Below are 25382 nucleotides of genomic sequence, written 5' to 3'. Positions count from 1 at the left end.
CCCCGATCGGTGATGCGACAGCCTCGATTTGACGGTCTGGTCAAGCTCAGGCTCCCTGTTCGCAGTTTTTGTCGTCATCCGAACGCACTTCTCCCATCTGGTTCCCTGTGCTGTCGATGATCCCGGCCTACGCCGGAGCGGGTCTTCGTCGCAGGTCGTCAATCAGGCTCAGGATTTTCCGGAACAGTTCCCTCGGCACGGCGACCTCCGCCATTTGGAAAGTGGCATAGCGGCCATGGCGAACGACCTTGGCTCCGATCTTGACCAGCTTCTCTCTCAGCGTCGTCAGCGACCAATGCTCGACCTCTTCGGGCAGGGCCAATGTCCGCATGAAGTTGGCGAGGTTGTAGGCCAGGGCATGAAGCTGAAGGCGAACCTCGTTGTTGCGGAACTTGCGGCACGACAGCCGGGTCCACTTTATGGCGTTCCTGCCTTCTTTGATGTGCTGCTCCGCCGTGCCACGGTGATTGTAAAACGCCACAACCCGATTGGCAGGACGAGACAGGTTGGTGACGATGAAGCCGACGCGGGGGTACAACTCGCCGGGATGCCATTCGACCTTGGCAACGACGCGGCGTTTTCTGTTCCACGATCCGGCCTGATAGCTGAAGCTGGCGTAATAGCGCCGCACATGGTTCGGTGGGCGACCGACGGGGCGGGTCAGCAGATGAGCAATGCATCCCTGGAGAATCTTGTTCGCTTTGAGGCGGATGGCGTAAAGAAACCTTCTGCTTCCAGAAACTCGTATATGTCCGGCGAAGCGAATGCCGCGTCGCGACGAAAATAAAGCCGAACCTTCTTTTCCTTGTAGCGGTTCACCACCGGCTCCAGAACAGCACGCCAACCATCGGCGCTGTGGACATTGCCGGGGCGCAGGGAGCATCTTTCCAGATCACCGAACTGGTTGAACAGGAATAGCGGATGATAGCAGCTGCAGCCGAAGTGGCCGTTGTATGCCGTTCCCTCCTGTTCGCCATGGGTCGGGCTAACGCTACTGTCCATGTCGAGAATGATCATCTTCGGTGGACGGCGGTCATGAACACGGTCAATCCACGCCCCGCTCATATCGGTCAGGGATTCAAAGTTAGCATCGGCCGCCAGAATTTTAGTCTCGAAGCGCCCCATCTGGCTGCTTGATACAGCCTGTCTTTCGACGGCCTTGCCGCCAACAACCCAACACATGGCGGGATCATGACCCAGGCGCTCGGCATCGTTCACGTCTTCATAACCGCCAACGCGACCAAACAGAGATTGGCGGAACTGACCCGTCATGCCATGCCATCCGTTCTTGCCAGTACGGCTGTCCTGAAAAACATGACCGGCAACCTCGGTCAGGCCAAGGGCGTCATCAAGCTCTCGATAGGCGAGAAGCCCACCGTCGGAGGTAATCTTGGAACCGTGGAATCCAGCTTCAGTCGGCGGTCAAAATCGACCCGCAAAGGGGACTTTTTGCTTTCACCCGCCGGGTGACGTGAGGTGCGTCTGTTCTGATGTGTGTATGACATTGATTTTTATAGCAAAATCTGCCAATAATATCACCAAATCTGTGATCTATATGTGAAATAGGGGCTGAACTAAAGGTCTATTTTGGGCGGATTTTCCAACCAGAGGGCCCGTTAAGCCGCAGTTTTCATCAGGTTTTCCTGAGTGCCCACGCTGGCGGAACTTCCTGTTTCAGCGCTGCTTTCCACCAAGGCTTTGTGCAGGGCACAGATTGCGGCTTGCTTGTGTTTGCGCTCGACAATGAACTGCACGTCGACCGACCGGCCACCCTGGTGCAGGGCAATCGGCGTGATGCCCGCCTCGCCCAATGCATTCAGCCCATCCAGACAGACCGGCACGCCTTTCAGGTTGCGCCCCACCGCGCTGACAAGCGCAACGCTCTGGGTGTGCACACGGGCAGACGGATAGGCCTCGGCGATCTCGTGTTCGACGCGGCGGGCGGACTTCAACGAGGCATCCACATAGTGGGTGATGGTGTTGGCATTTGAGTGCTTTGAAACGATACGCACCGCATGACGGGTCAGAGCCTTCAGGATCGTTGCGTCATAGCCTTTGACGCCCACCATATCCTGCTCGAAAACCTCAAGGCCGAGAACATCAAGGCCTGTGACCATTTCCACCCGTGCATCGCCACCCGGTTCGGCGTCAATCAGTGTTCCGGGATCGGATGGTTCAAAGGCGTTGGCAACGCGCAAGGCGATATCGGACTGCCTGAGGATCTTGGCTGCGCGCGGGTGAATGGCTTCCATGCCCAGATTGGACAATTGGTCGGCAACTTCGAAATTGGTCTGGCCGATCTTGCGAACAGAATTCGCGCCAACGACCTTCGGGTCGGCGCTCGACAGGTGGAATTCCTTGTGAATCACCGCTTCGCGTGCGGCGGTCGCAGCTGCGATCCGGGCAAAAGTCACCTCGGAATATCCGCGGTCATAAAGCTTCATCAAGCCTTCCCTGCACTGTGCGTAGCCGGTGACGATGGGCAATTCGGTCTTCAGGTCGATATCGCTGAATTCACGCTCGATCCGTTCACCGAGATCGGGCTCGCTTTCGTCGCGCCAGCCGGTGAGATCCACAAAGCGGGCATTCACACCGCGCCGCTGCAGCATCAGGGCAGTGGTAAATGCCGAGTGCGTTTCGCCCAGCCCGGAGAGCAATTCGCGGATTGTCATCATGTGTTCGTTGAGCCGAAAGTGCCCGTAAGAGCAGAGCCGCTGCAGGTCTATGAGACATCTGCGCGCGCCCTCGATGCGTTCGCGTATGAAGCCGTCCGCTGTCCTGCGGTCGGCCGGATGCTCGAGAAGGCGGTTATGGATTTCCGACATTTTTTCAAAAGTACTGTCGAGCGCCTCGCTCCAGGCGAGGCTTGAATCGGAAGCCGCAAACAGCCCGTAGACCCCGGGCGTTCCGGTTTTCTTGGCTTCCAGCAACAGGTCGGTGATGCCGCCATAGGCAGAGACGACAAATACGCGGTCGTAAAAATCGGCGCCTTCGCGGTTGCCCAGAAACAAGGTGTCGACCAACTCGTCTGACCGGCTCATTGATGTGCCGCCGATTTTTTCAACTGTATGCGTACTCATGACAAAATTCCTTGGCCGGCGTCATCAACGCCGACCTCCTCTATGCTGTTTTAAAACGGAAGATGGTATTTCGGGGTCAGGCGTCGGTTGAGGCCGGTGCGTATGACCCGTCTTCCCTGTGCACTTCCGTTCCGGTCACCGGCGGGTTGAAGCAACAGGCGAGCACCAGCTGTTCTTCGGCAACCAGCGTATGCTTGTCGTGAGCATCCAGGGCGTACATCACGCCGGGCTTGATCTGGTGGGTCTCGCCGTTCGCCAGATCCGTGATCGCGCCCTTGCCCGAGATGCAATAGACGCTCTCGAAATGGTGCTTGTAGTGGAATGTGTGCTCCGATCCGGCTTCGATAACCGTGATGTGGAAGCTGAACCCCATGCCGTCATCGGCAAGCAGCATCCGCACCGATTTCCACTTGGCATCGGCTACCGTCCGGTCAGTATTTATCAGTTCGTTGAAATCGCGAATGATCATTGTTGGCTCCTATTCGGCGGCGATGCGAAGAAACGATGTGTTTTCAGCGATTGCTGATTCAAGAATATCGAGCCCAACACTGAACTGCTCCATCGGGATGGTCAGCGGTGCCAACACCTTGACGACTTCGTCATGGGCACCCGATGTCTCGATGATCAAACCATTGTCGAAGCAGTCCGCGCAGATTTCCGCCGCAAGCTCGCCCGAGCCAACGTCGATACCCCGCATCATGCCGCGACCCTTGATCGTCGCACCCGACAGAAACTTGTCCCGCATCAGTTCCAGACGCCGCTCCAGAAAGGCAGCCTTGTCGCCGAGTTGTTTGACAAAAGTGTCATCGGCCCAGAATTTTTTCAGCGCCACGGTGGCCGTCACGAAGGCATGGTTGTTGCCGCGGAATGTACCATTGTGCTCGGCGGGCTGCCAAACATCGAGTTCCGGCTTCAGCAGCAACGTGGCGAAAGGCAGCCCCATTCCCGACAGTGACTTGGCAAGCGTGATCATATCCGGGTCGATGCCGAATTCCTCGGTGCTGAAGAACCTGCCGGTGCGGCCGATGCCAGCTTGAATATCGTCGATGATCAACAGGGCGCCGTGCTTTTTGGCGAGCCGGGCAATGCCCTGCATCCATTTCTTGGAAGCCGCATTCAGCCCACCTTCGCCCTGCACCGGCTCGACAATGATGGCTGCCGGCGCATCGAGCCCGCTGGAAGGGTTGCTCAGCATCATCTCGATCTGGGCCAGGGTATCAGCTGCGGCACCGAAGGCGCCTTCATAGGGCATGCGGGCAATTCCGGTCAGAGGCGTACTCGCACCATCGCGCTTGCCCGAGTTGCCGGTTGCGCTCAGCGCGCCGAGCGTCATGCCGTGAAAGCCGTTTGTGAACGCGATGATGGTGTTGCGACCAGTGACCTTGCGCGCAAGCTTCATCGCAGCTTCAACGGCATTGGTGCCCGTAGGGCCGGTGAACATCACCTTGTGGTCCATGCCACGCGGCTTGAGGATCAGTTCCTCGAAAGTCTCCAGAAAATCGGCCTTGGCACTGGTGAACATGTCGAGCCCGTGCGCAACCCCGTCGCCACTGATGTAATCGATCAGGGCTGCCTTCATGTCGGGGTCATTGTGGCCGTAGTTGAGCGACGAACAACCGGCGAGAAAATCGATATATTCTCGCCCGTTCTGGTCAGTTAATGTCGCATTCTCAGCGCTCGTGAAGACCACCGGGAAGCTGCGGCAATAGCTGCGCGCTTCGGACTCGCGGCGTTCGAACACGGCTGTATCAACCGTTGTTTCAATGGTCATGGGAACCTCTAGTGTTGGGATAACAGGGATGCGCCGGGGGTCAGGCTGCTGCTGACTTGCGCTCGCCAAAAGGGGCGATCGTCACCATGTGCTCGGTGGCGTGGCGACCATCAAAGTGATCGTCGCGCACGTAATGGGCATCATGGGCGAGAGGCGCGTTGTTCTGGTCGGCGAAAGCGTTGAACAGCGCCCAGCTGGCATCATTGTCGCGTGTGATCGTGGTCTTCAGAGTTGAAACGCCGGCGCAGCATTTCCGCGAGACCAGTTCGTTCAGCATCCTCTTGGCGACACCCATTCCGCGGGCGCGATCGGATACCGCCACCTGCCAGACGAACAGCGTATCGGGGTCGGAGGGAACTATGTAGCCCGACACCCAGCCAACAATGTCGCCATCCTTTTCAGCCACTACACAGGTATCTGCGAAATGGTCGCACTGCAGCAGATTGCAGTACATCGAATTGCGGTCGAGTGGCTCGCATTCGCGAATGAGCTGCCAGATCAGGGACCCGTCTTCGGGTTCCGGTGTGCGGAACTTAATAACATTCCTGTTCGGGTTGCTGGCCTCGTTTCTAAGGATATGGGGACGCATAAATTCCTCGTTTTTGTTCGTTTTCCGAACCATACGGATTACGAGATCGTTTACAACCCTAAATCATATTTAACTGCGGTCTTCCCCATTTTGCAAATAAGATATTGTTTTTGTTTAGTTATATACAATATCTCTTTCGCAGCGCAGCAAAATCTAATTCGTTTTTTAAACTATTTATGGCGGAAAGAAGGAGAATTCATTTCGGCATCGGGAATTTCAATTGCGCGACCTGCTACTGAGGATTAAACAGGGTAGTCAGATTGTTTTTAAAGTGAGTGGCCGAATGGACCGGGCTTTGAGTTGCCTTGCGGCTTTACGCGGCGTACTGGACATTGCCGAACGCAATGACCGTGCACTCGCCCGCTCGACAGGGCTGACGACCGCCCAGCTGCTGGTCCTGCGGCTGGTCAAGAGCCTGCATGAAGTCACACCAAAAGCGATCGCTCAGCGAGCCGGGGTCGCACCGGCCAGCGCCACCGCGCTGATCGAAAAACTGGTGCGGTTTGATTATCTCACGCGCCGGCGCAGTGAAACGGACCGCCGAAAATACTGGGTTTCCCTTACCGATGCTGGGCACACCGCACTCGAGACCGCGCCAGACCCGCTCCATCAACGGTTTCTGGAAGCGTTTGCCGACATACCGGATTGGGAACAGGCGATGATTCTGGCTGGTCTCGAGCGAATAGCCGCACTGCTCGATGATGAAACAACCCAGCAACCGCTTGGCGGTGAAGTGCATGAGCTCTCGGCCGCGCTGTCGTTTCCGGCGGAGCCAGATCACGGGTTCGAAGAAATGCCGGAAGCAGGCGAACCGGAAGACCCGAACAAGAGCTGACGAAATGGCTTGCGTAAGCGGCAACCTTGGCAGCCTGTCAGCGAGCCTCAGCCCCTGCCACCCAAATGTGCCGATCACACGCGAAAGCTGTCAAACCGCGCAACTCTGTGACCAAAAAGTGGGAACCAAACGATGGGCACCCCGAGACGAGGAGCGCAGGAAAGTGGTGCCGCTTGCAGGACTCGAACCTGCGACCCCATCATTACGAAGAAAAGGAAGAATATCTAACATATTGATATAATTGTACTTTTTATCTTTCAGTATGTCAGAGTATGCATTTTAAGCTATTTAATCTGTGACTATATGTTCAATATAATGTCATTCTATTTGACTGTAAAGTATAGTTTTGTGGCGCTTGCAGCCGCCACGTTCCGTTCGATCATCACGCAATCGATGGAATAGCGAGACGCGCAGCGCACGGATGACACCAGTTATGAAATGATAAATGAGGCTGTTTATTAGAGGTAAGCACGGCCGCAGTCAGAACCACCGAAAAACCCTCGACAGCGATTTTGTGAGACACCAAAGCCTAATGTTTACGGCATATCAATTGCCATCACAGGCACGACCCACGCATGAGATCGTTTTGGCTTTTAGGCTGAATCAGCTCAGCAAAACGCTTGCACTCCCAGAACCGCCTAGACAGCCACATGCCGGAGCCGCCGTTAATGATTTATAGGCCGCGGCCCCTTTCTGAGAGAGCTTTGTGAACAATATACGACCGAGCAAGTTGAGAAGGCGCACTGTCCGCTCTTCCATCGATCGCCACCCTCGGTCGGATCCGTCGGGAAGTTCAATGTATCAATCTCACGGAGATAACCAACGAATACCGAGTCATTGCATAACGGCTCACTCTACCAAACCATCCGGACCCCAGACATTTGTGGAATCTCTCGGCTAGGATTCACCCGCTGGCTAAACGCGCACTTTTCCGCCATTTCGAGTTTACCTCAGAAAATGAATAGTTGCGCGCCACCGCCCTTAGGTTGTATCCGTCATTTGTAATCGGGAGGTCAAAATGGCAGATTTACACAGCGACGTTGTTGGTCAGGTTGCACGACTTCCTCTCAGACCTTCAGAAGGTAATGCCCTGTTGCCCTTGTTCGAGGCGATCAGCAATTCCCTGCACGCGATCAATGAACGGTTCGGTGATGACGGCTTGGTGAAACATGGCCGTATTGATATCGACATTCTCCGGGGAGGACTTCCAGATGGCAGTTCCCCCGTTGTCGGGTTCATTGTTAAGGACAATGGTATCGGACTCAACAATGAGAATTTTGCGTCGTTCTGCACCCCCTTCTCCCGGCACAAAATAAAGAAGGGTGGCAAAGGTGTTGGGCGACTCGGCTGGCTGAAGGTGTTCAGAAAGATTTCTATTAGCTCGGCCTTTCAGAACGGTTCAGGGCTTGAGCAAATAGCGTTCGATTTTGTGCTGCGCGAAAAAAACCAGATCGACACCATGAATCCGACTGGTCCGGTTCCCAAGGAGCCGGGCACTACCATCGTACTATCTGAATTTGTGGAGTCGTATGGCACGAAGTGTCCGGTCAAATCAGATACGATTGTTCTCCGAATTCTCGCGCACTTCTTGCCGGTCTTTGCCGGAGATAAATCGCCACGCATATGTTTGCATGACGACGGTACGACGGACCTCCAAACAGAGTTCGAGGAGAGGATTAATCAGTCCGTAGAACAGATAATAGAAGTAGAAATAGAAGGCGAAAGGCAACCAATAATTATTCGACATATGAAATGCGAAAAAAGCATCCGGCCTCGCGGACCGGTAAATAACTGGATGTGTTTTTGTGCGAATGACCGTGGAGTGAAGGAGTATGGCATCGATGAGCAGATCGGTTTAAAACTGCTCGACGGCGAACAGATATACGTCGGTACAGTGACGGGTGACTATCTCGACACTCACGTCAACCCACAACGTACCGACTTCATCTTCGACCCTGAGGAAGGACGCCTCATTCGCCGCCAAGTCGCTTCAAGTGTTAGAGAATTCTTGAGTGATTATGTGGAAGAGGCGCTCGCACAAAAAAGGGTACTCACTACCGATATCATCAAGAAACACCCACAGTATCTTTATCTTCAGGGGTAGATGGACGATTTCGTTGGCAACCTTCAACCTAACAGTAACAATGAAGAGAAAATATATGTTGAGATGGCACAACACCGCTATCGCCGACAACGCCGATTCAATGGTGTGCGGCGGGATATAGTTGATGCACTTCAATATGACGAAGCTATTGCTGGAAAAATTGTAAGCGGTGTTCCGCTCACACCTTGGCAGGATAATTCCAAGGAAGCAGCTCATCGATCCGGCTCTGTTTATGACCGTTGACGATGGCGGTAAGTGTCCTGGTCAGATAGGCCTGCGGATCAACGGCGTTGAGTTTGCAGGTCTCAACGAGCGAGGCGATGATGGCCCAGTTTTCGGCTCCAGCGTCATGGCCGGCGAAGAGTGCGTTCTTCCGATTGAGGGCTATCGGCCGGATGGTTCGCTCCACGCTGTTGTTGTCGATTTCGATGCGGCCGTCGGCGAGGAAGAGAAGCAGACCCTCCCAGTATTTGGCGATGTATTTCAAGGCTTCGCCAAGCGGCGATTTGGCCGCAACACGGGCACGGTGATGAACGAGCCATGTTTCCAATTCGGTTACCAGCGAGGCTGATCGTTCCTGTCGCCCGGCGAGGCGAGCCTGCGGATGAAGGCCGCGCAATTCGGCTTCGATCCGGTAGAGTTCGCCGATCCGTTTGACGCCGTCCTCGGCAATCGGTGCTGCTCCGTTGCGGGTGATCTCCACCAGCTTGCGACGAGCGTGGGCCCAACAATAGGCAAGCCGAATGTCCGGGCCAATCCGGTCTGGCGCGATCAGCCTGTTGTATCCGGCATAGCCATCGACCTGCAGAATGCCCGAGAAGCCCTGCAATATCCGTTCGGCATGAATGCCCCCGCGACCGGGAGTGTAGGTGAAGGCGACGCCTGGTGGCGCACCACCGCCCCATGGACGATCATCACGAGCCAAGGCCCAGAAGTATCCTGTCTTGGTTTTACGGGAGCCGGGATCAAGCACGGGGGCACGGGTCTCGTCCATGAAGAGCTTGCTCGAACGCTTCAGGTCGGAGATCAGCGCATCAAAGACGGGACACAATTCGAAGGCTGCGCGACCGACCCAATCGGCAAGTGTGGACCTGTCGAGATCAATATCTTGGCGGCTCATGATCTGAGCCTGCCGATACAAAGGAAGGTGATCGGCATATTTGGAGACCAGCACATGGGCGACCGTCGCTTCCGTCGGCAACCCAGCCTGGATCAGACGTGCAGGAGCTGGGGCCTGAACGACGCCGTCGGTGCAGGCGCGGCAGGCATATTTGGGGCGGCGTGTGACGATGACGCGGAACTGGGCCGGGATCACGTCCAGCCTCTCGGACACATCGTCGCCGATGCAATGCAGGCATCCGCCGCAGGCGCAGATCAGGCTTTCCGGCTCGATCACCTCTTCGACACGAGGAAGATGCTTTGGAAGAGAGCCGCGATTGGTCGCTCGTGGCTTGATGAACCGCTTGCCCAAGGGGGCGTCCGCCTCATCCTCGGCATGGATCGCGGCCATTGCCGTTTCCAGGTCTTCAAGTGCCAGATCGAATTGGTCGGGATCGGTCTTCTCGGACTTGCGCCCGAAGGCCGCTTGCTTGAAGGCGGCAACCAGTTTCTCCAGCCGTTCGATCCGCTCATCTTTGCGGACAATCTGGGCGTCCTTGCCTGCCTCGCGTGCCTGCGCCGCAATCAGCATCGCCTTCAGGGCGGCAACATCATCGGGAAGATCGGCGGCGTTCAGCATGGCCGGAATCTACTAAATCCCGCTTCGAATTGCCTTTGGTATTTGCCACCCGAGTCATCGTGCCGCAGCTATTCGATGGCCTCCGGTGCTCTCGTTTCCACGGAACGAACGCGTCGCCAGTCGAGGCCCGCAAACAGCGCTTCGAACTGAGCATGGCCCAATGTCATTAGGCCATCTCTGATACCCGGCCAAGTGAAGGTGTGATCTTCCAGTCGCTTGTAGGCCATCACAAGACCGCTGCCATCCCAGTAGATCAGCTTCAACCGATCCGCCTTGCGTGACCGGAACACGAACACCGTTCCAGTGAACGGGTCTTTGCGCAACTCGTTCTTCACCAGCGCAGCCAAGCCGTCATGGCCCTTGCGGAAGTCCACAGGCTTCGTCGCCACCATGATCCGCACGCGGTTTGATGGAAAGATCATGCCGAGGTCGCAAGCGCACGTGCAACAGCCACGACCCGAGCGGTCGATGCACCTTCCTCCAGGCGGATCGTGACAGGGCCGACAATGATCTCGGGACGGCTGACTTCTTTGGCCGGCGGTTCGGCAGATGGCGTCTCGACGACCATCGCTGCGAATTCCATCGCATCTTCGGGCGCAGGCAAAACCAATTTGCCCTGCCGTGCCATCGCGCGCCAAGCAGACAAATGGTTGGGCTTCAACCCGTAGCGCTCTGCCACCTGATTCACCGTCACGTCCGGGCGCAGACTTTCCGAAACGATCTTGGCCTTGACCGCATCAGGCCAACGGCGATGTCGCTCACGACCGGTCTTCCCAGTCGTGAGTATCTCCAGTGTAGTGTCCATGGAGAAACTCCCTTCGCTCATCCATGGAAAGCCGATCACAGATCAGCGATGACAGGGCAATGTGGGGACAGAACACCGCTTACGAAAAATTGAAGAGTATAAGGAGTACATCCTCGACGACAAAAAGGGATCGCTGTAATTACCCACCCCCTTGCCATGCACCACAATGTCTGAATCCATGATGATATGGATCGGACTGATTTGCAGCAGCTGAGCAAGGACGAATTGATCGAGATGGTGCTTCGGCTCCAACGGCCTTCCAAGGATTCTCGGACGTCTTCCAAGCCGCCCTCGACGGACAAGAAAGAGAAACGCGTCAACTCACGACCGGGTGGAGCCAAGCCCGGGCATGAACCCCACAATAGGGTGCTGGCGGATTTTGCCGACATGTTTCGCGATCATGAACCGACCGCCTGCAAGAGATGCGGCCATGCGTTTTCCGGTGATGATACGATGGTGCTGGCCGGGGCCTATGACGAGATCGATATTCCTGCGATCCGTCCTCATGTCACCCGGCATCGGCGTTTTTCCTGTCATTGCCCGCAATGCGGCACGACAACAAAAGCCACCGCACCTGCCGTGGCAACCGCAACGCCGTTCGGGCCAGGCATTCACGCGCTGGCGATCTACCTCAAGAGTTTCCATGCATTGTCTTACGAACGCCTGAGCGGTGTGTTCATGGATATCTTCGGCCTTAATGTGAGCGAGGGCGCGATCATGAACATGTTTTCCCGCTCCCGTCCGAGCTTCCAGGCCACAGCACAGGCCGCCAAGGCCAGCCTTCGAGCCGCCCGCGTTGTCGCCAGCGACGAAACCGGTGTGCGTATCGAGGGCACAAATGCCCAACACTGGGTTTTTCATTGCAAGGATGCTGTTGTCCACCAGCCCGATTACTCCCGTGCAGCACGGGTCGTTCACGAGACCATGGGCGGCCATGTCCCCGAGGTATGGATATCTGATCGGTATTCAGCCCAGCAATCTCACGGCCATCGACATCAAACCTGCCTTGCACATTTGGCGCGTGATACAGCCTTTGCGCTGGAACATGGCGAGGATGATCTCCCTCTTCGCTTCCAGCTTTGGTTTGGCCGTGTGTTTGATTTCGCCAGAGCCATAAGCACATTCGCTGCGTCTACCGTCGCAAGCAAGAAGCGCAAATTCGATAAACAGCTTGCCGGGCTTCTATGCGCCCCGACTTCGTGCGACCTGGCCCAAAAGCTCCAGGCCAAGATCGGGCGGGCCCGCGATCAGCTGCTGACGTTTTGCGACTATCCCGGAGAAGTCGATGTCACCAACAACACATCTGAGCGAAAGCTCCGTCCATGGGTCATTCAGCGAAAGGTGACAAACGGATATCGCGCCATGTGGGCCGCCCAAGCCGAGGCGGATGTACGCACGACCATCGACACCGCCCGCCTCAAAGGCGCAAACCCCTTCCAGGTCATCGCATCCGTCCTGGCATAGGCCGGTAGAAGAACCGGAAATCACGAATTCGGGGGTGGGTAATTACGGATCGCTCGCCGAGTACGTCATAAAGAGAAAAGCGGTTCTTGATTTACTCGATAAGCTTCGCGGTTTTGCAAATGTCGATGAAGAAAAACATCACCTTGAAGACGCCATACATCAGTTAATTTGCCCAATGCGGGTCGATTCTAACGAACTTTGTATCGACGACCACAACCTCTGGATTCTCGATGATCGGCTCGCGTTCTACAATTTCTTTGCTTCGGACAAACCCATCCGCAGCTTTACGGATGCCGCTTCCAGGCGTGAACCGGATATTGCCTTTATCTATGATAGCTGCGTGGCTTGGCGGGAGAGCGAGCGCGCCTGCGATACCGTCATTCTCGTCGAATTCAAGCGACCTGGCCTTGAAATCTACAGCGACAAGAACGACCCGCTCATACAACTTATGGATTACGTGACGTTGTTTAAGTCAGGTAAAACGGTTCGCAACCGAAAAGGCAACGTAATTTCCGGCATCGGAGCGAACACATCTTTTCACTGCTACATTGTGGCAGATGTGACCGACGGCTTGGCAAAACGCCTTCGGGGCAGGTTCGACCCGACTCCTGACGGAAAAGGCCTTTTTGGATACACTAGGAATCCGGACACCTATGTGGAAGTTATTCCCTACGACAAACTGCTACTCGACGCACAGGCGCGCAACGCCATATTTTTCGACAAGTTAGGCCTCGGCAATTAAAGTTAGCGCGACAGAAGACTACGCTAGCTTCGGATAACTCCGGTGCCGCCGCCTCAAAGGCCTGTTGTCAACTTCCTCCTATTCATCAACGGTTGGCGGTCATTTTCCCGCGCTTGAGCGCTAGAAGTCTACGGACTCACAAGACACGAAAATAATGACTGTCATTGGTCAGCTTTTCTGACGCAGTAAACTGCCGAAGTGGATTTCCGTGTATTCATGTCGCGTTTTTCGTATGCATAACGGTCATATTTCTGCATATTTTTGGGTTCTACAAGGCTGTTTTGGGCTGTTTTTCGCAAAAAAGTGGACCATATAAACCACCACTTCAGATCCGCCCTGACCAGCACGTCTTTGTTAAGTCCTTGATTTTATTAGGATAATCTGTCTGGTGCCGCTTGCAGGACTCGAACCTGCGACCCCATCATTACGAATGATGTGCTCTACCACCTGAGCTAAAGCGGCGTACCAGTCCCTGTGCGGGGTTGGCAATAAAGACCGTGACCGCAGGATGGAGGGCAATTACCGTGATTGCCGCCCGATATCAAGTCGACATCTGCCGGTCTGCAGAAATTTTGCGCCGCGCCGAGCGTTGCGAGGGCCGGGTTAAGGACAGTTGCTTTTGCCGCCACTGGCACCGCAACCGTACTACCGTGCGCAAAAGCAATTGTCACCGTCCTTGCTGCCCCTCCGCCGTTGCCGTCCCTATCCGCTCCTGAGGCTACAACGCCAGGCGCTGGCGTGTGGCCTTGTATTCGGCTTCGAGGCGGTCGACCAGGCTCGCTACCGGGCCCACCTGTTTGACTGCGCCGATGCCCTGGCCGCAGCCCCAGATATCCTTCCAGGCCTTGGCGCCGGTGGTTGCGGCTTCAAAATCCATCTTGCTCGGATCGGCTTCGGGAAGATTGTCCGGATCCATACCCGACGCGGCGATCGACGGCTTGAGGTAGTTGCCGTGAATGCCGGTGAAATAATTGGAGTAGACGATATCCTTGGAGGCGGATTCGACGATCATCTGCTTGTAGGCTTCGCTGGCGCGGGCCTCGTCGGTGGCGATGAAGGGCGAGCCGATATAAGCCATGTCGGCGCCCATGGCCTGGGCGGCCAGCACCGCGCCGCCGGTCGAAATCGAGCCCGACAGCAACAGCGGGCCATCAAACCATTCGCGGATTTCCTGCACCAGCGCAAACGGCGAGAGCGGTCCGGCATGGCCGCCGGCGCCGGCGGCAACGGCGATCAGGCCATCAGCCCCCTTGCGGATCGCCGAATTGGCGTGACGGTTGTTGATGATATCGTGCAGCACGATGCCGCCATAGGAATGGATCGCATCATTGACCTCGGGCACCGCGCCGAGCGAGGAGATCACCACCGGCACCTTGTATTTGACGCACATGGTCAGATCGTGCTCGAGCCGCTTGTTGGAACGATGAACGATCTGGTTGACGGCAAAGGGAGCGGCCGGGCGATCCGGATTTGCGGCATTGTGGGCGGCCAGACCTTCGGTAATTTCGGCCAGCCATTCATCGAGCTGGGATTCGGGCCGGGCGTTGAGCGCCGGGAACGAACCCATGACGCCTGCCTTGCATTGCGCCATGACCAGCGGCGGATGGGAAATGATGAACAAGGGGGCAGCCACGACGGGCAGCCGAAATTTGTCCTTGAGGATGGCGGGTAGGGTCATGGAGCCTCGCAAATTCAGATTGACGTTTACGCAAACGTCAATTCTCTTAGCAGAGCCAACCGGCGCTGAAAAGACCGGAAAGCACGCCGAGGATCAATGCGGTGCGCAGGCACAGAACCGCGCCACGCTTGAGTTTTGCCCACTTACCGGCTAGGCACAACAAAAGGCCAGCTGACGCTGCGGCGCATCGAATTGTGGCGTGGCCGGACCACAACGGAGACGGGCGTTTGAAGGGTATGGAAGCGGCAATTCGCAGCGCGTTGGAGCGTGCGGGCATTCCCGGCGCGCAGGCCCGTGAGCGGATTTATGAATCTGCCCGCGGCGCACTCGAACGCAGCCTTGAGCGCCAGGGGATCGATCAGCCTGAACGTGCCGTCGAACACCGGCAACGGCTCGATGCGTTGATCGCCGAGATCGAAGCCGAATGGACCCCGCCGACAGAGCAGGCGCCAATCCTGCATGCCGCTGCCCCCCTTCCCGCACCGATCCGGCAGCCGGGCAGCAATCCGTAGTTCCCGAAGTTTCCGCTGCTCCTGTGCGCGGCAATGGCAACGCGCCAACCGTCGCCGCACCATCGGTTGCCCCACCCGCCGGCGAGCCGAGAATGGCGCCGCCCGATGATGGCGACAACCGTCTCGACATCGCACCTGGAGGACGCGCCCCGACCGGTACTCAGGCACCCGCGGCAGATGCCGAGGTGCGCACGCCGCGCCGCGAAGCCATCCCGGTTGCGCCCGTGCAGGGAGGCAAGCCAACCAAAGCCGCCAAGCAGGCCAAACCACCAAAACCGCCAAAGGCGCTACGTCCGCGCAAGGAAAAGAAGCGTCGGAAGCCGATTTTCGCCTCTATCTTCTCGGCTGCGGTGCTGCTGTCGTTCCTGGGGATCGGGGTCTGGTGGGTGATCGAGAGCGGGGCGTTGAAAAGTGCCGCTGAACGCGACACCGGCGTGCCCAACCCGCCGCCGTCGCTCAGCCGTGATGATTACGCCGGCGGGCCGCGGCCGCTCAATCCCGGCACCGGGTTTTCGGGCGAATGGGCCAGCGTATTCACACCCGGCCGTGATGGCACGCCAACCACCCGTGGCAATGCCCAGGTCCAGGTGATCGAGGAAGAGGGCGGCAATGTTCTCAGGATCGTTTCCGGCTCCGGCGACGAAAGTGGTGAAGTGCTGATCCCGCTCGGTGCGGAAGTGATGCAGGCGCTGGCCGGACGTCAGTCGATGCTGGCGCTTACCGTGCGCTCGGCATCGTCAGAGACAACCCAGATCTATGTCCGCTGCGAGTTTTCCGTGCTCGGCGATTGCGGCCGCCGCCGTTTCGACGTGAGCTACGAGACCACCGATTTGCTGTTCAGCCTCGATTACGATCGGGCGCTGGCTCCCAACGAGGCGGGCAATCTGGTGATCAACAGCGACATTTCCGGCGAGGGCAAGGGGATCGACCTGCTGGCGGTACGGATTCGTCCAGCCAATTAACCGGCCCGTACCGAGCATTCAGCATTCAACCTTCCCGATACAGAAAATCCGCCCGCGCCAGGCGCGAGCGGACCAGGTCTTGTCAGGCGCGTTTGGTCAGTTGACGTCGGTGACCCGCAGATAGGGGCGGATTTCTTCCCAACCCTGCGGGAAGATGTCCTTGGCTTCCTCATTGGAGATCGACGGCGGGATGATCACCTTGCCGCCTGGACGCCAGTCGGCGGGGGTGGCGACCTTCTTGGCGTCAGCCAGTTGCAAGGCGTCGATGACGCGCAGGATTTCATCGAAATCACGACCAACATTCATCGGGTAGGTCAGCGTCAGGCGGACCTTCTTGTTGGGGTCGATGATGAACACCGAGCGGACAGCCGCGGTAGTGCTCTCATTGGGATGGATCATGCCGTAAAGCTGGGAGACCTTGAGGTCCTTGTCGGCGACGATCGGGAAAGTCAGCGTGGTGTTCTGGGTATCATTGATGTCGCCAATCCAGGTCTTGTGCTCGGCAACCGTATCGGTCGACAGGCCCAATGGCTTGACGTTGCGGGCTCCGAACTGATCGGAAAGCTGCGCGGTGCGCCCCATTTCGGTGGTGCAGACCGGCGTGAAATCGGCCGGGTGGCTGAAGAAGAACACCCACGACGAGCCGATCCATTCATGGAAGTTGATCGGGCCGTTTGTGGTCTCGACGTCGAAATCAGGGGCGATGTCGCCAATGCGTGGGCTCATGGTGAGGTCCTTTCTTGGGGGTGGGAACTTGAAACTCTTATTTGTGGATTTTCTCCGGTAATTTCAACTATCGCTTGGTGCTGGCTCAAGAAAACCTTGCCGCTCAGGTGATGGAGAAAATCGGATCGACGAAGCCTGTCCATCACCGGACCCTTGACCTCGCTCAGATTGAAGGTGACGCCCAGCACCTTGAGCCGTTCATTGATCGCCTCCAGCGATTCCAGCGCACTCATGTCGATTTCATTGACCGCCGGACACATCAACACCACATGCTTGAGCTTCGGCCGGGCGGCAACCATGTCGTACAGACTGTCCTCGAGATAGCGTGCATTGGCAAAATACAGGCTTTCATCGACACGCAGCGTCAATACCGTTTCGTCGATTTCGACCTTGTGCTGATTGACGTTGCGGAAATGCTCGGTGCCCGGCACGCGTCCGACTACGGCCATGTGCGGGCGCGAGGACTTGTAGAGATGAATGAGAATTGACAGCACCACACCCGCGGTCACCCCGATCTCGACACCGAAGCCCAGGGTGAGCAGGATGGTGGCACTGACGGCGGCAAAATCAGCCTTGGAATAGACCCAAGTCTTTTTCAGGATCGAGAAATCAACCAGCGACAGCACAGCGACGATGATGGTGGCGGCCAGCGTGGCCTGCGGCAAATGGTAGATCAGCGGCGTCAGCAACAACGCCGCCAGCAGCAGGCCGATGGCTGTGAAGGCGCCGGCTGCCGGGGTTTCGGCACCGGCGTCGAAATTGACCACCGAGCGGGCAAAGCCGCCGGTAACCGGGTAGCCGCCAGTAAACGCCGCGCCGACATTGGCCATGCCAAGGCCGATCAGTTCCTGGTCGGGAACGATGCGCTGGCGTTTGCGCGCGGCGAGCGTCTGCGCCACGGAGACGGACTCGACAAAACCGATGATCGAGATCAGCACCGCAGACCCCGCCAGCGTGCCCCACAGATCGAGCGAGAAGGACGGCATGGTCAATGGCGGCAGGCCTTGCGGCACATCGCCCACCACCCGTACACCGGCGCTTTCGCCAAGGTTGAACACCCAGACCGCAAAGGTGGAGACAACGACGGCTGCCACCGGCCCGGCCTTGGCCAACACACCGGCTAGCTTGGGGTTCAAGCCGGTCGACAGCAACAGCGGTTTCAACCCCTTGCGCACCCAGAACAGGAACGCCGTGGCGCTGGCGCCGATGGCAAAGGTGGTCCAGTTGACCTGGCCGAGATTTTCAATCAACGACACAACCAGTTCCGGCAAGTTGTCGCCGCCAGCCTGAATTCCCAGAATGTGGCGCAACTGGCTGGCGGCGATCAGGATGCCGGTGGCGGTGATGAAACCGGCAATCACCGGGTGAGACAGGAAATTGGCGAGAAAGCCGAGCCGGAAAACACCGAGCAGGATCAGAAAGACACCGGACAGCAGCGCCAGCGTGATCGCCGCAACCAGCAATTCCGGCGAACCGGGCTCCGCCAGATGGCCGATCGCCGCAGCGGTCATCAACGACACCACCGCGACCGGGCCGACCGCCAGCGCCCGACTGGTGCCGAAGATCGCGTAGAGCACGATCGGCGCAATCGATGCGTATATGCCGGTCTCGGCGGGCAGTCCGGCCAGCAGCGCATAGGCCAGCGACTGCGGGATCAGCATGATGGTGACGATCACGGCGGCAACCAGATCATTGCCGAACGCATCGCGGTCGTAGCGGCGGCCCCAGTCGAGAACCGGCATGACACGTGCCAGGCGGTCAATTAGGGCAGATTGGCTCGACATTACACTATCCTTGATCTGGCTGCGCCTGGCGCGGTGCTGCGGCCCGCCGGTTCAGGCATGGCTGGAAGATATGCGAGGCGGCCCGACAGCCGGCTGGCAAACGCCTGCTGTCGGGTATCTGTTCGGCTAAAGCTTGTTGACCGGAACCTTGAGCATCGGGTTCCCGTCCTTGTCGGTGGGAATATCGCCGGCGCGCATGTTGACCTGCAGCGACGGGATGATCAGCCGCGGCATGGCAAGCTGCTGGTCGCGCTCGGTACGGAAGCGGATGAAATCGGCGCGAGTCTTGCCGCCGCCGACATGGATGTTGTGCGCCTTTTCCTCAGCCACAGTGGTTTCCCACTGGATGTCGCGGCCGTTGGGACCATAATCATGGCACATGAACAGCCGCATCTCGTCGGGCAGCGCCAGTACCTTCTGGATTGAATCATAAAGCTGGCCGGCATCGCCGCCGGGGAAGTCGGCGCGCGCCGATCCGCCATCGGGCATGAACAGGGTGTCGCCGACAAAGGCGGCGTTGCCCATCACGTGCACCATGCAGGCCGGCGTATGGCCAGGCGTGTAGATGGTGAACGCCTCGAGATTGCCAATCTTGTAGGTGTCGCCATCGGCAAACAGGGCATCAAACTGGGAGCCGTCGCGCTGGAACTCGGTGCCTTCATTGAACACCTTGCCGAAGGTATCCTGCACCACCATGATCTTGTCGCCGATGCCAATCTTGCCGCCCAGCTTCTGCTGAATATAGGGCGCTGCGGAGAGATGGTCGGCGTGGACATGGGTCTCGATGATCCATTCCAGCTTGAGCCCGTTATCGGTGATCCATGAAATGATCTTGTCGGCGTGCTTGTAGGTGATGCGCCCGGCGGCATAATCGATATCCATGACCGAATCGATCACCGCACAGGCAGCCGAGGCAGGATCCTTGACCACATAGCTGATGGTGTTGGTATCAGGATCGAAAAAGGCCTTGACCTCGGGCGTGACCGACATGTCCACGGGATAGTTCGACATTGCAGCATCTCCTGTTTTCGTCACCACTGGCGCGGCGTTGCAACGCGCCATCGATTATCTTGCCCGGGCCGGATCGAGCCGGCAGGGACTCTCTCTCAAAACGCCTTGACGGGCTTGTGGCGCAGGCCGTCCAGCGCGCGCGCCAGGACGATGCCGATCACCATGGCGCCGGTAAAGGCTATCACCGAAACGCCGCCGAAGCCCAGAGCCGGGATGGCACCGCCGGGACAGAAACCGGCGATACCCCAGCCAATGCCGAAGGTCGCCGATCCGGCAATCAGACGAGCATCGATGATCTTGTTGATCGGCAGATGGAACTCGGCGTCAAACAGCGGTTTGCTGGCCGCGCCGAATACCAGCCGGTAGCCGAGCGCGGTGGTCAGCAGGGCACCACCCATGACAAAGATCAGGCTTGGATCCCAGCTGCCGGCGACATCAAAGAAATTGAGCACCTTGGCGGGATTGGCCATGCCGGAAATTGCGATGCCGAGGCCGAAGATGGCGCCGATCAGTCCTGAATAGATCAGTTTCTGCATGGCTCAGATCTCCGCAATATGGCGGACGACATAGACCGTCACGGCGGTGGCTATCATGAAGGTGGCGGTAGCGGCGATCGAGCGCGGCGACAGTCGCGCCATGCCGCAGACGCCATGGCCCGAGGTGCAACCGGCGCCGTAGTAGACACCGACCCCGACAATCAATCCACCCAAGATCAGCAGTGGCAACGACACCGGCACCGCGTAGGCTATTTCACCGCCAGCGAAAAGATAGATCACCGGCGCCACAATCGCGCCAACGAGAAAGGCGATGCGCCAGGCCCAGTCGGTCGAGAACGGCGGGATGATGCCGGTGAGAATTCCGGTCATGCCGGCAATGCGGCCATTCATGGCCATTAACAATGTGGCCGACAGGCCAATGAGCACCCCGCCCGCCAGCGACAGCCATGGTGTGAATTCGGTTTCCATCATCTCGTCCCTCTAGATCATCTCAGCCGCACAGCGGCAGGCGTCGTTGCGCCTCGTCTGCATATATATAAACGACATTCAATATTCAAGAGATCGAATGTATTGGATCTGTGTATCCGCAACACGGAAACGCCGACACAACCAGACGTCACGCTCTCCACCAAACCGTGCCACAGTTGATGCATGACACCGCTTAGCTCGCCGGCGCCTTGGGTTTACGGATGTCCGGATGAAGCGTCTTTCCCAGAATATGATCATCGGTTCCGATGACATGGCTGCTCGACCCGACAATCAATCGGTCTGGATGGTGCACGATCAAGTGGTCCTTGTTCGGGTATGGCAGACTGGACAGGAAATGCTTCATGCAATTGATCCGGGCGCGTTTCTTGCAGTCGGATTTGACTATGGTCCAGGGCGCATCCGCAGTGTCGGTGTAGAAGAACATTGCCTCTTTGGCTTCGGTGTAATCGTCCCACTTGTCGAGCGACGCCTTGTCGATCGGTGACAGCTTCCACTGCTTGAGCGGATCCTTCTCGCGCTGGGCGAAACGTCTGAGCTGCTCACCTTGCGTGACCGAAAACCAGTATTTGAACAAGAGTATTCCTGAACGTGTGAGCATGCGCTCGATCTCAGGCGCCTCGCGCATGAACTCGAGATATTCGGTGGGTGTGCAAAAACCCATAACCCGCTCGACACCGGCACGGTTGTACCAGGAGCGGTCGAACAGCACCATTTCACCTGCCGCCGGCAGATGCTCGATATAACGCTGGAAATACCATTGCGTGCGCTCGCGATCGGTCGGCTTGGAGAGCGCGACGACGCGGGCCATACGCGGATTGAGGTGCTCCATGAAGCGCTTGATGGTCCCGCCCTTGCCGGCCGCGTCGCGCCCTTCAAACAACATCACCACCTTCTGTCCGGTGTCCTCGATCCAACGCTGCGCCTTGAGAAGCTCGACCTGCAGCTTGGCCTTTTCATGCTCATAGGCGGCGCGGCGCATCTTGGTCTTGTAGGGATAGACGCCCTGCTCGAACAATTGCGCGATGGCAACTTCGTCCTTGCGGATTTCCGCGGTGTTCAGCCCTGTCGGTTTCTTGTCGGACAAACCGCTTTCAGCAGTCTGCGAAGCTTCGACCGCGTTGGTGCCCGGATCTTCGACGCTTTCGGCAAAAGCGCCGTCGGAGTTTGCATCCAATTTGGTTTTGGAATCATTCATTCCGGGCCCTCGCTGGTTAAAAAAGCATTCTGCCCCGGAAACGCCATTTCCGACTTGACCCGAGTCAAATCGCCGCGAAAAGCACAGCCCTGCCTGTCAGCGCGCTTTCAGTCGCTCCATCAGATAGACCACCAGCCCGGCCAGAAGCCCCCAGAACGCAGCGCCGATTCCGAAGGCAGCAACCCCGGAAGCCGTGACGGCAAAGGTGGCTGCGGCGGGAAACCGGGTCGCCGGAACATCAAAGGCCGAGACGACCGCGCCAATCAGTGGCGGGATCAGCGCAAGGCCTGCGACCACGGCAATGATTTCGGGCGGCATGGCGAGAATGGCCGGCACGATCATCGGACCGGACAGCCCCAGCATGGCCCAGACCGCAGCATAGGCAAGCCCGACCTTCCAGCGCTGGGCCTTGTCGGGGTGCACATCATCGCCGAGACAGATCGCGGCTGTAATGGCTGCCATGTTGATGGTATGGGCGCCGAACAACGCGAAAAACGCCGATAGCAGCCCGGTGACACCGAGGGCTTCTGTCACCGGCGGCTGATAGCCATTGGCCCGCAGCACGGCAAATCCGGGCAGGTTCTGCGACGCCATGGTCACCAGATAGAGCGGCACACCGAGCCCGATCAGCACGGCGGCGTCGAATGTCGGGGCAATGAAGGTCAGCGCCACCCAATCAACCGGGGTTGCAGGCAGCGGCGCGGCGCCAAGCGTGAAGGCAATGGCCAAGCCGGCAAACAACGCCGCAAGCACGGCCATCAGCGGATTAAACAGCCGCACTGCCAGAAAGACCGCGATCAGCGGCAACACCAGCATCGACTCGCTTGCCGCATGGGTGGCGACCGCCATGGTGAATGGCAGCAATACACCAGCCAACATGCCCGAGGCGACGCCGGTCGGGATTGCGCTGACCGCGCGGTTGAGCGGGCGGATAGCCGCCGTCAGCGCGATCAGCACCCCGGTAAAGATGAAGGCGCCGACTGCCTGATGAATATCGACCCCGGTAGAAGCCGCAATCAGCGCCGCACCCGGCGTCGACCAGGCCAGCACCATCGGAACCTTTTTCCAGGTGCTTAGCAGCGCCGAGCCGATGGCCTTGGAAAAGCAGATCGCCGCCACCCAGGACGCGGTCTGAGACGCATCGGCGCCCACCGCGGCGGCAGCGGCCAGCACCAGTGCAATGGTGGAACCGTAGCCAACGAGCGCCGCCACCAGCACTGCAGAAATCATCGAAACTGGCAAGCATGTCGCTCCGAAATACAGTAAATGGGATCAGTCGATGACAGTCCGTGCCGCCTGGCCCGACCTGCTCAGTTCGCGTCAGCCAGCAGTTTTGCCAGTCGGTCGATCGCCAACAGATAGCCCTGCGTTCCGCAGCCTGCGATAACGCCATCGGCTCTCAGCGAGACGAAGGAATGGTGGCGAAATTCTTCGCGCTTGTGCACGTTGGAAATATGAACCTCGATCACCGGACCATCGAAAGCGTTGAGCGCATCGAGGATCGCCACCGAGGTGTGGGTATAGGCGGCCGGGTTGATGACTATGCCTGCGGCCTGGTCGCGGGCTTCGTGGATCCAGTCGATCAACTGATGCTCGGCGTTGGATTGCAGGAAGCGGGTGCTCATGCCGTGGCTTTCGGCCTGGCGCGCGGTTGCGACTTCGACATCGGCCAGCGTTTCGCTGCCATAGATCCCGGGCTGGCGCTTGCCGAGAAGATTGAGATTGGGTCCGTTGAGGACAAAGATCGTGCCGGTCACGGGGCTTGCCTTTCGCATAGGGGTTCAGACCCTGGCCCCGATGAAAGGGGCGATGCATTTTCCTAGCCTGTCAGCATGACCTGCCGCAAGTCTCGTTGGCAGATCGGCGGATGGAGCCGTCATCACTCCACGTCATAGGGCACGGCCTTGCGGATATTGGGATCGACCCGCAGCCGCCGCTTGAGCGGCGGTACCGCGCGCTGATGGCAATCGCGGCGCTCGCAGATCCGGCAGGACACGCCGATCGGCTCGAAGGCCTCGGCGCGGGCAATATCGAGATCGTCGGCATAGACCAGTTCGCTGGCATGGGCGACCTCGCAGCCAAGCGCCAACGCATAGGTCTGGACCGGATCGCGCCAGCCGCCGGACGGTTTGGAAACCGCTGTAGCGAGACAGAGGTAGCGCACGCCATCAGGCGTTTCGGCCAGTTGCCGGATGATGCGGTTGGGGGTCTCGAAAGCCGAGTGGGCATTCCACAGGGGACAAGCCGAGCCGAAGCGGGCAAACTGCAGCTTGGTCGCCGAATGTCGCTTGGTGATGTTGCCGGCCTTGTCGACGCGGGCGAAAAAGAACGGAACGCCCTTCTGGCCCGGGCGCTGCAGGGTCGAAAGCCGGTGCGCCACCTGCTCGAGGCTAGTCGAGAACCGGTCAGCCAGCAGCACCAGATCGTGGCGCAATTCGCGCGCGGCGGCAGAAAAGGCGGCATAGGGCAGGATCGCGGCGCCGGCGAAATAATTGGCAAGCCCGATGCGGCAGATGCCGGCGGCATCGGCGGAGCGGAATTTGGCTTCCTCGATGATCCGGCTCATCACCGCCTCATGCTCGATCAGGGCGATCTGGCAAGCGATCTGGAAGGCCTGGGTCGAGGCCGGGCTGCGCGGGTTGAGCCAGAGCACGCGCGAGACCGGATCAAACCGGCGCAGGCCGCCGCCTGTCTCGCTGGCAGATGCGTCCGGTTCGCCGCCAGCGCCGATCACCACCCGCACCCGGTGGCGGCGTTCGATATGATCGGCCAGCGCCTTGAGACTGACGCCACGGGTTTTCGCCAGATCGCGGCTCAACGCCTCGCCGGCGAGATCGAGATCGTGAATGTAGTTGTCGACGTAATGGAAAAAATCACGAACCTCTTCATAGGGCGTCGGCTCGTTGAGCGCGCCCGAGCGCTCCAGCGTTTCATCAAGTTCGGCCAGCTGATCGCCGGAGCGGCGCATGGCCTGATGCAGCGACAGGAAGGCGCGGGCGAAGGACGGTGCGTTCTGCACCACCAGCTTGACGTCGGTCAGCGACGGCTGGGCGCCGCCCGAGACCGGATCGGCCAGTGCTTCGGCGACATCGGCCAACAACCGGTCGGTGTCCTGATCGGACAGGGTGGTGATATCGACAGAGAAAGCCTCGGCGAGCGCCAGCAGCACCGTGGCGCTGACATGACGCTGGTTGTTTTCAATCTGGTTGAGATAGCTGGTCGAGATGCCGAGCTTCTGGGCAAAGCCTGCCTGGGTCAGCTCATGCTCGCCACGGATGGCGCGGATCTTGCCGCCGATGAAGAGTTTACGCGAGCGCATGAAAAAATTCGCAATGTTGCAAAAACGACTATGCAAATATTGCTAATGCAACATGCTTGCCTTTTCAACCCTGTTGCAGCG

Annotated in this window: 23 protein-coding genes, 1 tRNA gene and 1 pseudogene; 6 read left to right on the top strand and 19 right to left on the bottom strand. The window is 58.3% G+C overall.

Annotated elements, in window-relative coordinates; all coding sequences use genetic code 11:
• Positions 1-127 precede the first annotated feature (127 nt).
• The 5 genes and pseudogenes from OEG84_RS18955 to ectA form a co-directional block, all read right to left on the bottom strand.
• Positions 128-1505 (bottom strand): annotated as a pseudogene (locus OEG84_RS18955) (IS1380 family transposase).
• Positions 1506-1616: 111 nt separating this feature from the next.
• Positions 1617-3080, bottom strand: coding sequence for an aspartate kinase (locus OEG84_RS18950; RefSeq protein WP_267655171.1), 1464 nt, complete (start codon positions 3078-3080; stop codon positions 1617-1619).
• Positions 3081-3156: 76 nt separating this feature from the next.
• Positions 3157-3549, bottom strand: a complete 393-nt coding sequence (locus OEG84_RS18945) for an ectoine synthase (RefSeq protein WP_267655170.1) — start codon at positions 3547-3549, stop codon at positions 3157-3159.
• Positions 3550-3558: 9 nt separating this feature from the next.
• Positions 3559-4851: a diaminobutyrate--2-oxoglutarate transaminase gene (gene ectB / locus OEG84_RS18940; protein WP_267655169.1), complete on the bottom strand. Its 1293-nt coding sequence runs from the start codon at positions 4849-4851 to the stop codon at positions 3559-3561.
• A gap of 40 nt (positions 4852-4891) precedes the next feature.
• On the bottom strand, positions 4892-5440 hold the full coding sequence (ectA, locus tag OEG84_RS18935) for a diaminobutyrate acetyltransferase (RefSeq protein WP_267655168.1): 549 nt from the start codon (positions 5438-5440) through the stop codon (positions 4892-4894).
• Positions 5441-5723: 283 nt separating this feature from the next.
• On the opposite strand from ectA, the gene OEG84_RS18930 reads away from it, so the two are divergent.
• Together OEG84_RS18930 and OEG84_RS18925 are read left to right on the top strand one after the other, a co-directional pair.
• The gene (locus OEG84_RS18930; protein ID WP_267655167.1) at positions 5724-6275 is read left to right on the top strand and encodes a MarR family winged helix-turn-helix transcriptional regulator; all 552 of its coding nucleotides are present in this window, start codon (positions 5724-5726) and stop codon (positions 6273-6275) included.
• Between the two features lie 1018 nt (positions 6276-7293).
• Positions 7294-8379, top strand: a complete 1086-nt coding sequence (locus tag OEG84_RS18925; protein WP_267655166.1) for a hypothetical protein — start codon at positions 7294-7296, stop codon at positions 8377-8379.
• Between the two features lie 178 nt (positions 8380-8557).
• Here the strand turns inward: OEG84_RS18925 and tnpC (OEG84_RS18920) are convergent, their stop codons facing one another.
• The 3 genes from tnpC (OEG84_RS18920) to OEG84_RS18910 form a co-directional block, all read right to left on the bottom strand.
• Positions 8558-10117, bottom strand: coding sequence for an IS66 family transposase (tnpC, locus tag OEG84_RS18920; RefSeq protein WP_267653393.1), 1560 nt, complete (start codon positions 10115-10117; stop codon positions 8558-8560).
• Between the two features lie 68 nt (positions 10118-10185).
• Positions 10186-10539: an IS66 family insertion sequence element accessory protein TnpB gene (tnpB, locus tag OEG84_RS18915; RefSeq protein WP_267653392.1), complete on the bottom strand. Its 354-nt coding sequence runs from the start codon at positions 10537-10539 to the stop codon at positions 10186-10188.
• Positions 10536-10922: a transposase gene (locus OEG84_RS18910; protein ID WP_267653391.1), complete on the bottom strand. Its 387-nt coding sequence runs from the start codon at positions 10920-10922 to the stop codon at positions 10536-10538. The genes tnpB and OEG84_RS18910 overlap by 4 nt, the downstream gene beginning before the upstream one ends.
• A gap of 186 nt (positions 10923-11108) precedes the next feature.
• On the opposite strand from OEG84_RS18910, the gene tnpC (OEG84_RS18905) reads away from it, so the two are divergent.
• Positions 11109-12386, top strand: a complete 1278-nt coding sequence (gene tnpC / locus OEG84_RS18905) for an IS66 family transposase (RefSeq protein WP_267651873.1) — start codon at positions 11109-11111, stop codon at positions 12384-12386.
• A 34-nt stretch (positions 12387-12420) separates the two neighbouring features.
• Entirely contained in the window at positions 12421-13128 is a 708-nt protein-coding gene (locus OEG84_RS18900; protein WP_267655165.1) for a hypothetical protein, read from the top strand.
• A gap of 386 nt (positions 13129-13514) precedes the next feature.
• Here OEG84_RS18900 and OEG84_RS18895 read toward each other — a convergent pair.
• Both OEG84_RS18895 and OEG84_RS18890 read right to left on the bottom strand, forming a co-directional pair.
• A tRNA-Thr gene (locus OEG84_RS18895) sits at positions 13515-13590 on the bottom strand.
• A gap of 256 nt (positions 13591-13846) precedes the next feature.
• Positions 13847-14806 carry an NAD(P)H-dependent flavin oxidoreductase gene (locus OEG84_RS18890; RefSeq protein ID WP_267655164.1) on the bottom strand — a complete coding sequence of 320 codons (960 nt, stop codon included), beginning with the start codon at positions 14804-14806 and terminating at the stop codon, positions 13847-13849.
• A 227-nt stretch (positions 14807-15033) separates the two neighbouring features.
• Between OEG84_RS18890 and OEG84_RS18885 the strand changes: the two genes are divergently transcribed.
• Together OEG84_RS18885 and OEG84_RS18880 are read left to right on the top strand one after the other, a co-directional pair.
• Complete coding sequence (locus OEG84_RS18885; protein WP_267655163.1) at positions 15034-15318, top strand: hypothetical protein; 285 nt, start codon at positions 15034-15036, stop codon at positions 15316-15318.
• Positions 15319-15410: 92 nt separating this feature from the next.
• Positions 15411-16280, top strand: coding sequence for a biotin transporter BioY (locus OEG84_RS18880; RefSeq protein WP_267655162.1), 870 nt, complete (start codon positions 15411-15413; stop codon positions 16278-16280).
• A 96-nt stretch (positions 16281-16376) separates the two neighbouring features.
• Here OEG84_RS18880 and OEG84_RS18875 read toward each other — a convergent pair whose 3' ends face one another.
• The 9 genes from OEG84_RS18875 to OEG84_RS18835 form a co-directional block, all read right to left on the bottom strand.
• Positions 16377-17006 carry a peroxiredoxin gene (locus tag OEG84_RS18875; RefSeq protein ID WP_267655161.1) on the bottom strand — a complete coding sequence of 210 codons (630 nt, stop codon included), beginning with the start codon at positions 17004-17006 and terminating at the stop codon, positions 16377-16379.
• Positions 17003-18790, bottom strand: a complete 1788-nt coding sequence (locus tag OEG84_RS18870) for a SulP family inorganic anion transporter (protein WP_267655160.1) — start codon at positions 18788-18790, stop codon at positions 17003-17005. The genes OEG84_RS18875 and OEG84_RS18870 overlap by 4 nt, the downstream gene beginning before the upstream one ends.
• Positions 18791-18916: 126 nt before the next feature.
• Positions 18917-19801, bottom strand: a complete 885-nt coding sequence (locus OEG84_RS18865; RefSeq protein WP_267655159.1) for an MBL fold metallo-hydrolase — start codon at positions 19799-19801, stop codon at positions 18917-18919.
• Between the two features lie 95 nt (positions 19802-19896).
• Positions 19897-20337 carry a DUF6691 family protein gene (locus OEG84_RS18860; RefSeq protein ID WP_267655158.1) on the bottom strand — a complete coding sequence of 147 codons (441 nt, stop codon included), beginning with the start codon at positions 20335-20337 and terminating at the stop codon, positions 19897-19899.
• 3 nt (positions 20338-20340) lie between these two features.
• Positions 20341-20766 (bottom strand): YeeE/YedE family protein, encoded by a 426-nt coding sequence (locus OEG84_RS18855; RefSeq protein ID WP_267655157.1) that lies wholly within the window; start codon positions 20764-20766, stop codon positions 20341-20343.
• Between the two features lie 193 nt (positions 20767-20959).
• On the bottom strand, positions 20960-21982 hold the full coding sequence (gene ppk2 / locus OEG84_RS18850) for a polyphosphate kinase 2 (protein WP_267655156.1): 1023 nt from the start codon (positions 21980-21982) through the stop codon (positions 20960-20962).
• A 96-nt stretch (positions 21983-22078) separates the two neighbouring features.
• On the bottom strand, positions 22079-23224 hold the full coding sequence (locus tag OEG84_RS18845) for a benzoate/H(+) symporter BenE family transporter (RefSeq protein ID WP_267655155.1): 1146 nt from the start codon (positions 23222-23224) through the stop codon (positions 22079-22081).
• A 68-nt stretch (positions 23225-23292) separates the two neighbouring features.
• The gene (aroQ, locus tag OEG84_RS18840; RefSeq protein WP_267655154.1) at positions 23293-23739 is read right to left on the bottom strand and encodes a type II 3-dehydroquinate dehydratase; all 447 of its coding nucleotides are present in this window, start codon (positions 23737-23739) and stop codon (positions 23293-23295) included.
• A 122-nt stretch (positions 23740-23861) separates the two neighbouring features.
• Positions 23862-25301, bottom strand: coding sequence for a helix-turn-helix domain-containing protein (locus tag OEG84_RS18835; RefSeq protein ID WP_267655153.1), 1440 nt, complete (start codon positions 25299-25301; stop codon positions 23862-23864).
• Between the last annotated feature and the right edge of the window lie 81 nt (positions 25302-25382).

Origin of the sequence: Hoeflea algicola, from assembly GCF_026619415.1 — a bacterium.
Classification (GTDB): Bacteria; Pseudomonadota; Alphaproteobacteria; order Rhizobiales; family Rhizobiaceae; genus Hoeflea; species Hoeflea algicola.
The sequence above is the reverse complement of the archived record's forward strand: the minus strand, read 5'-3'. Positions and strand labels throughout refer to the sequence as shown.

Excerpts from the sequence above, each read along its gene's own strand:
- OEG84_RS18950 (WP_267655171.1), bottom strand. The coding sequence starts at position 3,080 with ATGAGTACGCATACAGTTGAAAAAATCGGCGGCACATCAATGAGCCGG.
- OEG84_RS18945 (WP_267655170.1), bottom strand. The coding sequence starts at position 3,549 with ATGATCATTCGCGATTTCAACGAACTGATAAATACTGACCGGACGGTA.
- ectB (WP_267655169.1), bottom strand. The coding sequence starts at position 4,851 with ATGACCATTGAAACAACGGTTGATACAGCCGTGTTCGAACGCCGCGAG.
- ectA (WP_267655168.1), bottom strand. The coding sequence starts at position 5,440 with ATGCGTCCCCATATCCTTAGAAACGAGGCCAGCAACCCGAACAGGAAT.
- OEG84_RS18930 (WP_267655167.1), top strand. The coding sequence starts at position 5,724 with ATGGACCGGGCTTTGAGTTGCCTTGCGGCTTTACGCGGCGTACTGGAC.
- OEG84_RS18925 (WP_267655166.1), top strand. The coding sequence starts at position 7,294 with ATGGCAGATTTACACAGCGACGTTGTTGGTCAGGTTGCACGACTTCCT.
- tnpC (WP_267653393.1), bottom strand. The coding sequence starts at position 10,117 with ATGCTGAACGCCGCCGATCTTCCCGATGATGTTGCCGCCCTGAAGGCG.
- tnpB (WP_267653392.1), bottom strand. The coding sequence starts at position 10,539 with ATGATCTTTCCATCAAACCGCGTGCGGATCATGGTGGCGACGAAGCCT.
- OEG84_RS18910 (WP_267653391.1), bottom strand. The coding sequence starts at position 10,922 with ATGGACACTACACTGGAGATACTCACGACTGGGAAGACCGGTCGTGAG.
- tnpC (WP_267651873.1), top strand. The coding sequence starts at position 11,109 with ATGGATCGGACTGATTTGCAGCAGCTGAGCAAGGACGAATTGATCGAG.
- OEG84_RS18890 (WP_267655164.1), bottom strand. The coding sequence starts at position 14,806 with ATGACCCTACCCGCCATCCTCAAGGACAAATTTCGGCTGCCCGTCGTG.
- OEG84_RS18880 (WP_267655162.1), top strand. The coding sequence starts at position 15,411 with ATGGCGCCGCCCGATGATGGCGACAACCGTCTCGACATCGCACCTGGA.
- OEG84_RS18875 (WP_267655161.1), bottom strand. The coding sequence starts at position 17,006 with ATGAGCCCACGCATTGGCGACATCGCCCCTGATTTCGACGTCGAGACC.
- OEG84_RS18870 (WP_267655160.1), bottom strand. The coding sequence starts at position 18,790 with ATGTCGAGCCAATCTGCCCTAATTGACCGCCTGGCACGTGTCATGCCG.
- OEG84_RS18865 (WP_267655159.1), bottom strand. The coding sequence starts at position 19,801 with ATGTCGAACTATCCCGTGGACATGTCGGTCACGCCCGAGGTCAAGGCC.
- OEG84_RS18860 (WP_267655158.1), bottom strand. The coding sequence starts at position 20,337 with ATGCAGAAACTGATCTATTCAGGACTGATCGGCGCCATCTTCGGCCTC.
- OEG84_RS18855 (WP_267655157.1), bottom strand. The coding sequence starts at position 20,766 with ATGGAAACCGAATTCACACCATGGCTGTCGCTGGCGGGCGGGGTGCTC.
- ppk2 (WP_267655156.1), bottom strand. The coding sequence starts at position 21,982 with ATGAATGATTCCAAAACCAAATTGGATGCAAACTCCGACGGCGCTTTT.
- OEG84_RS18835 (WP_267655153.1), bottom strand. The coding sequence starts at position 25,301 with ATGCGCTCGCGTAAACTCTTCATCGGCGGCAAGATCCGCGCCATCCGT.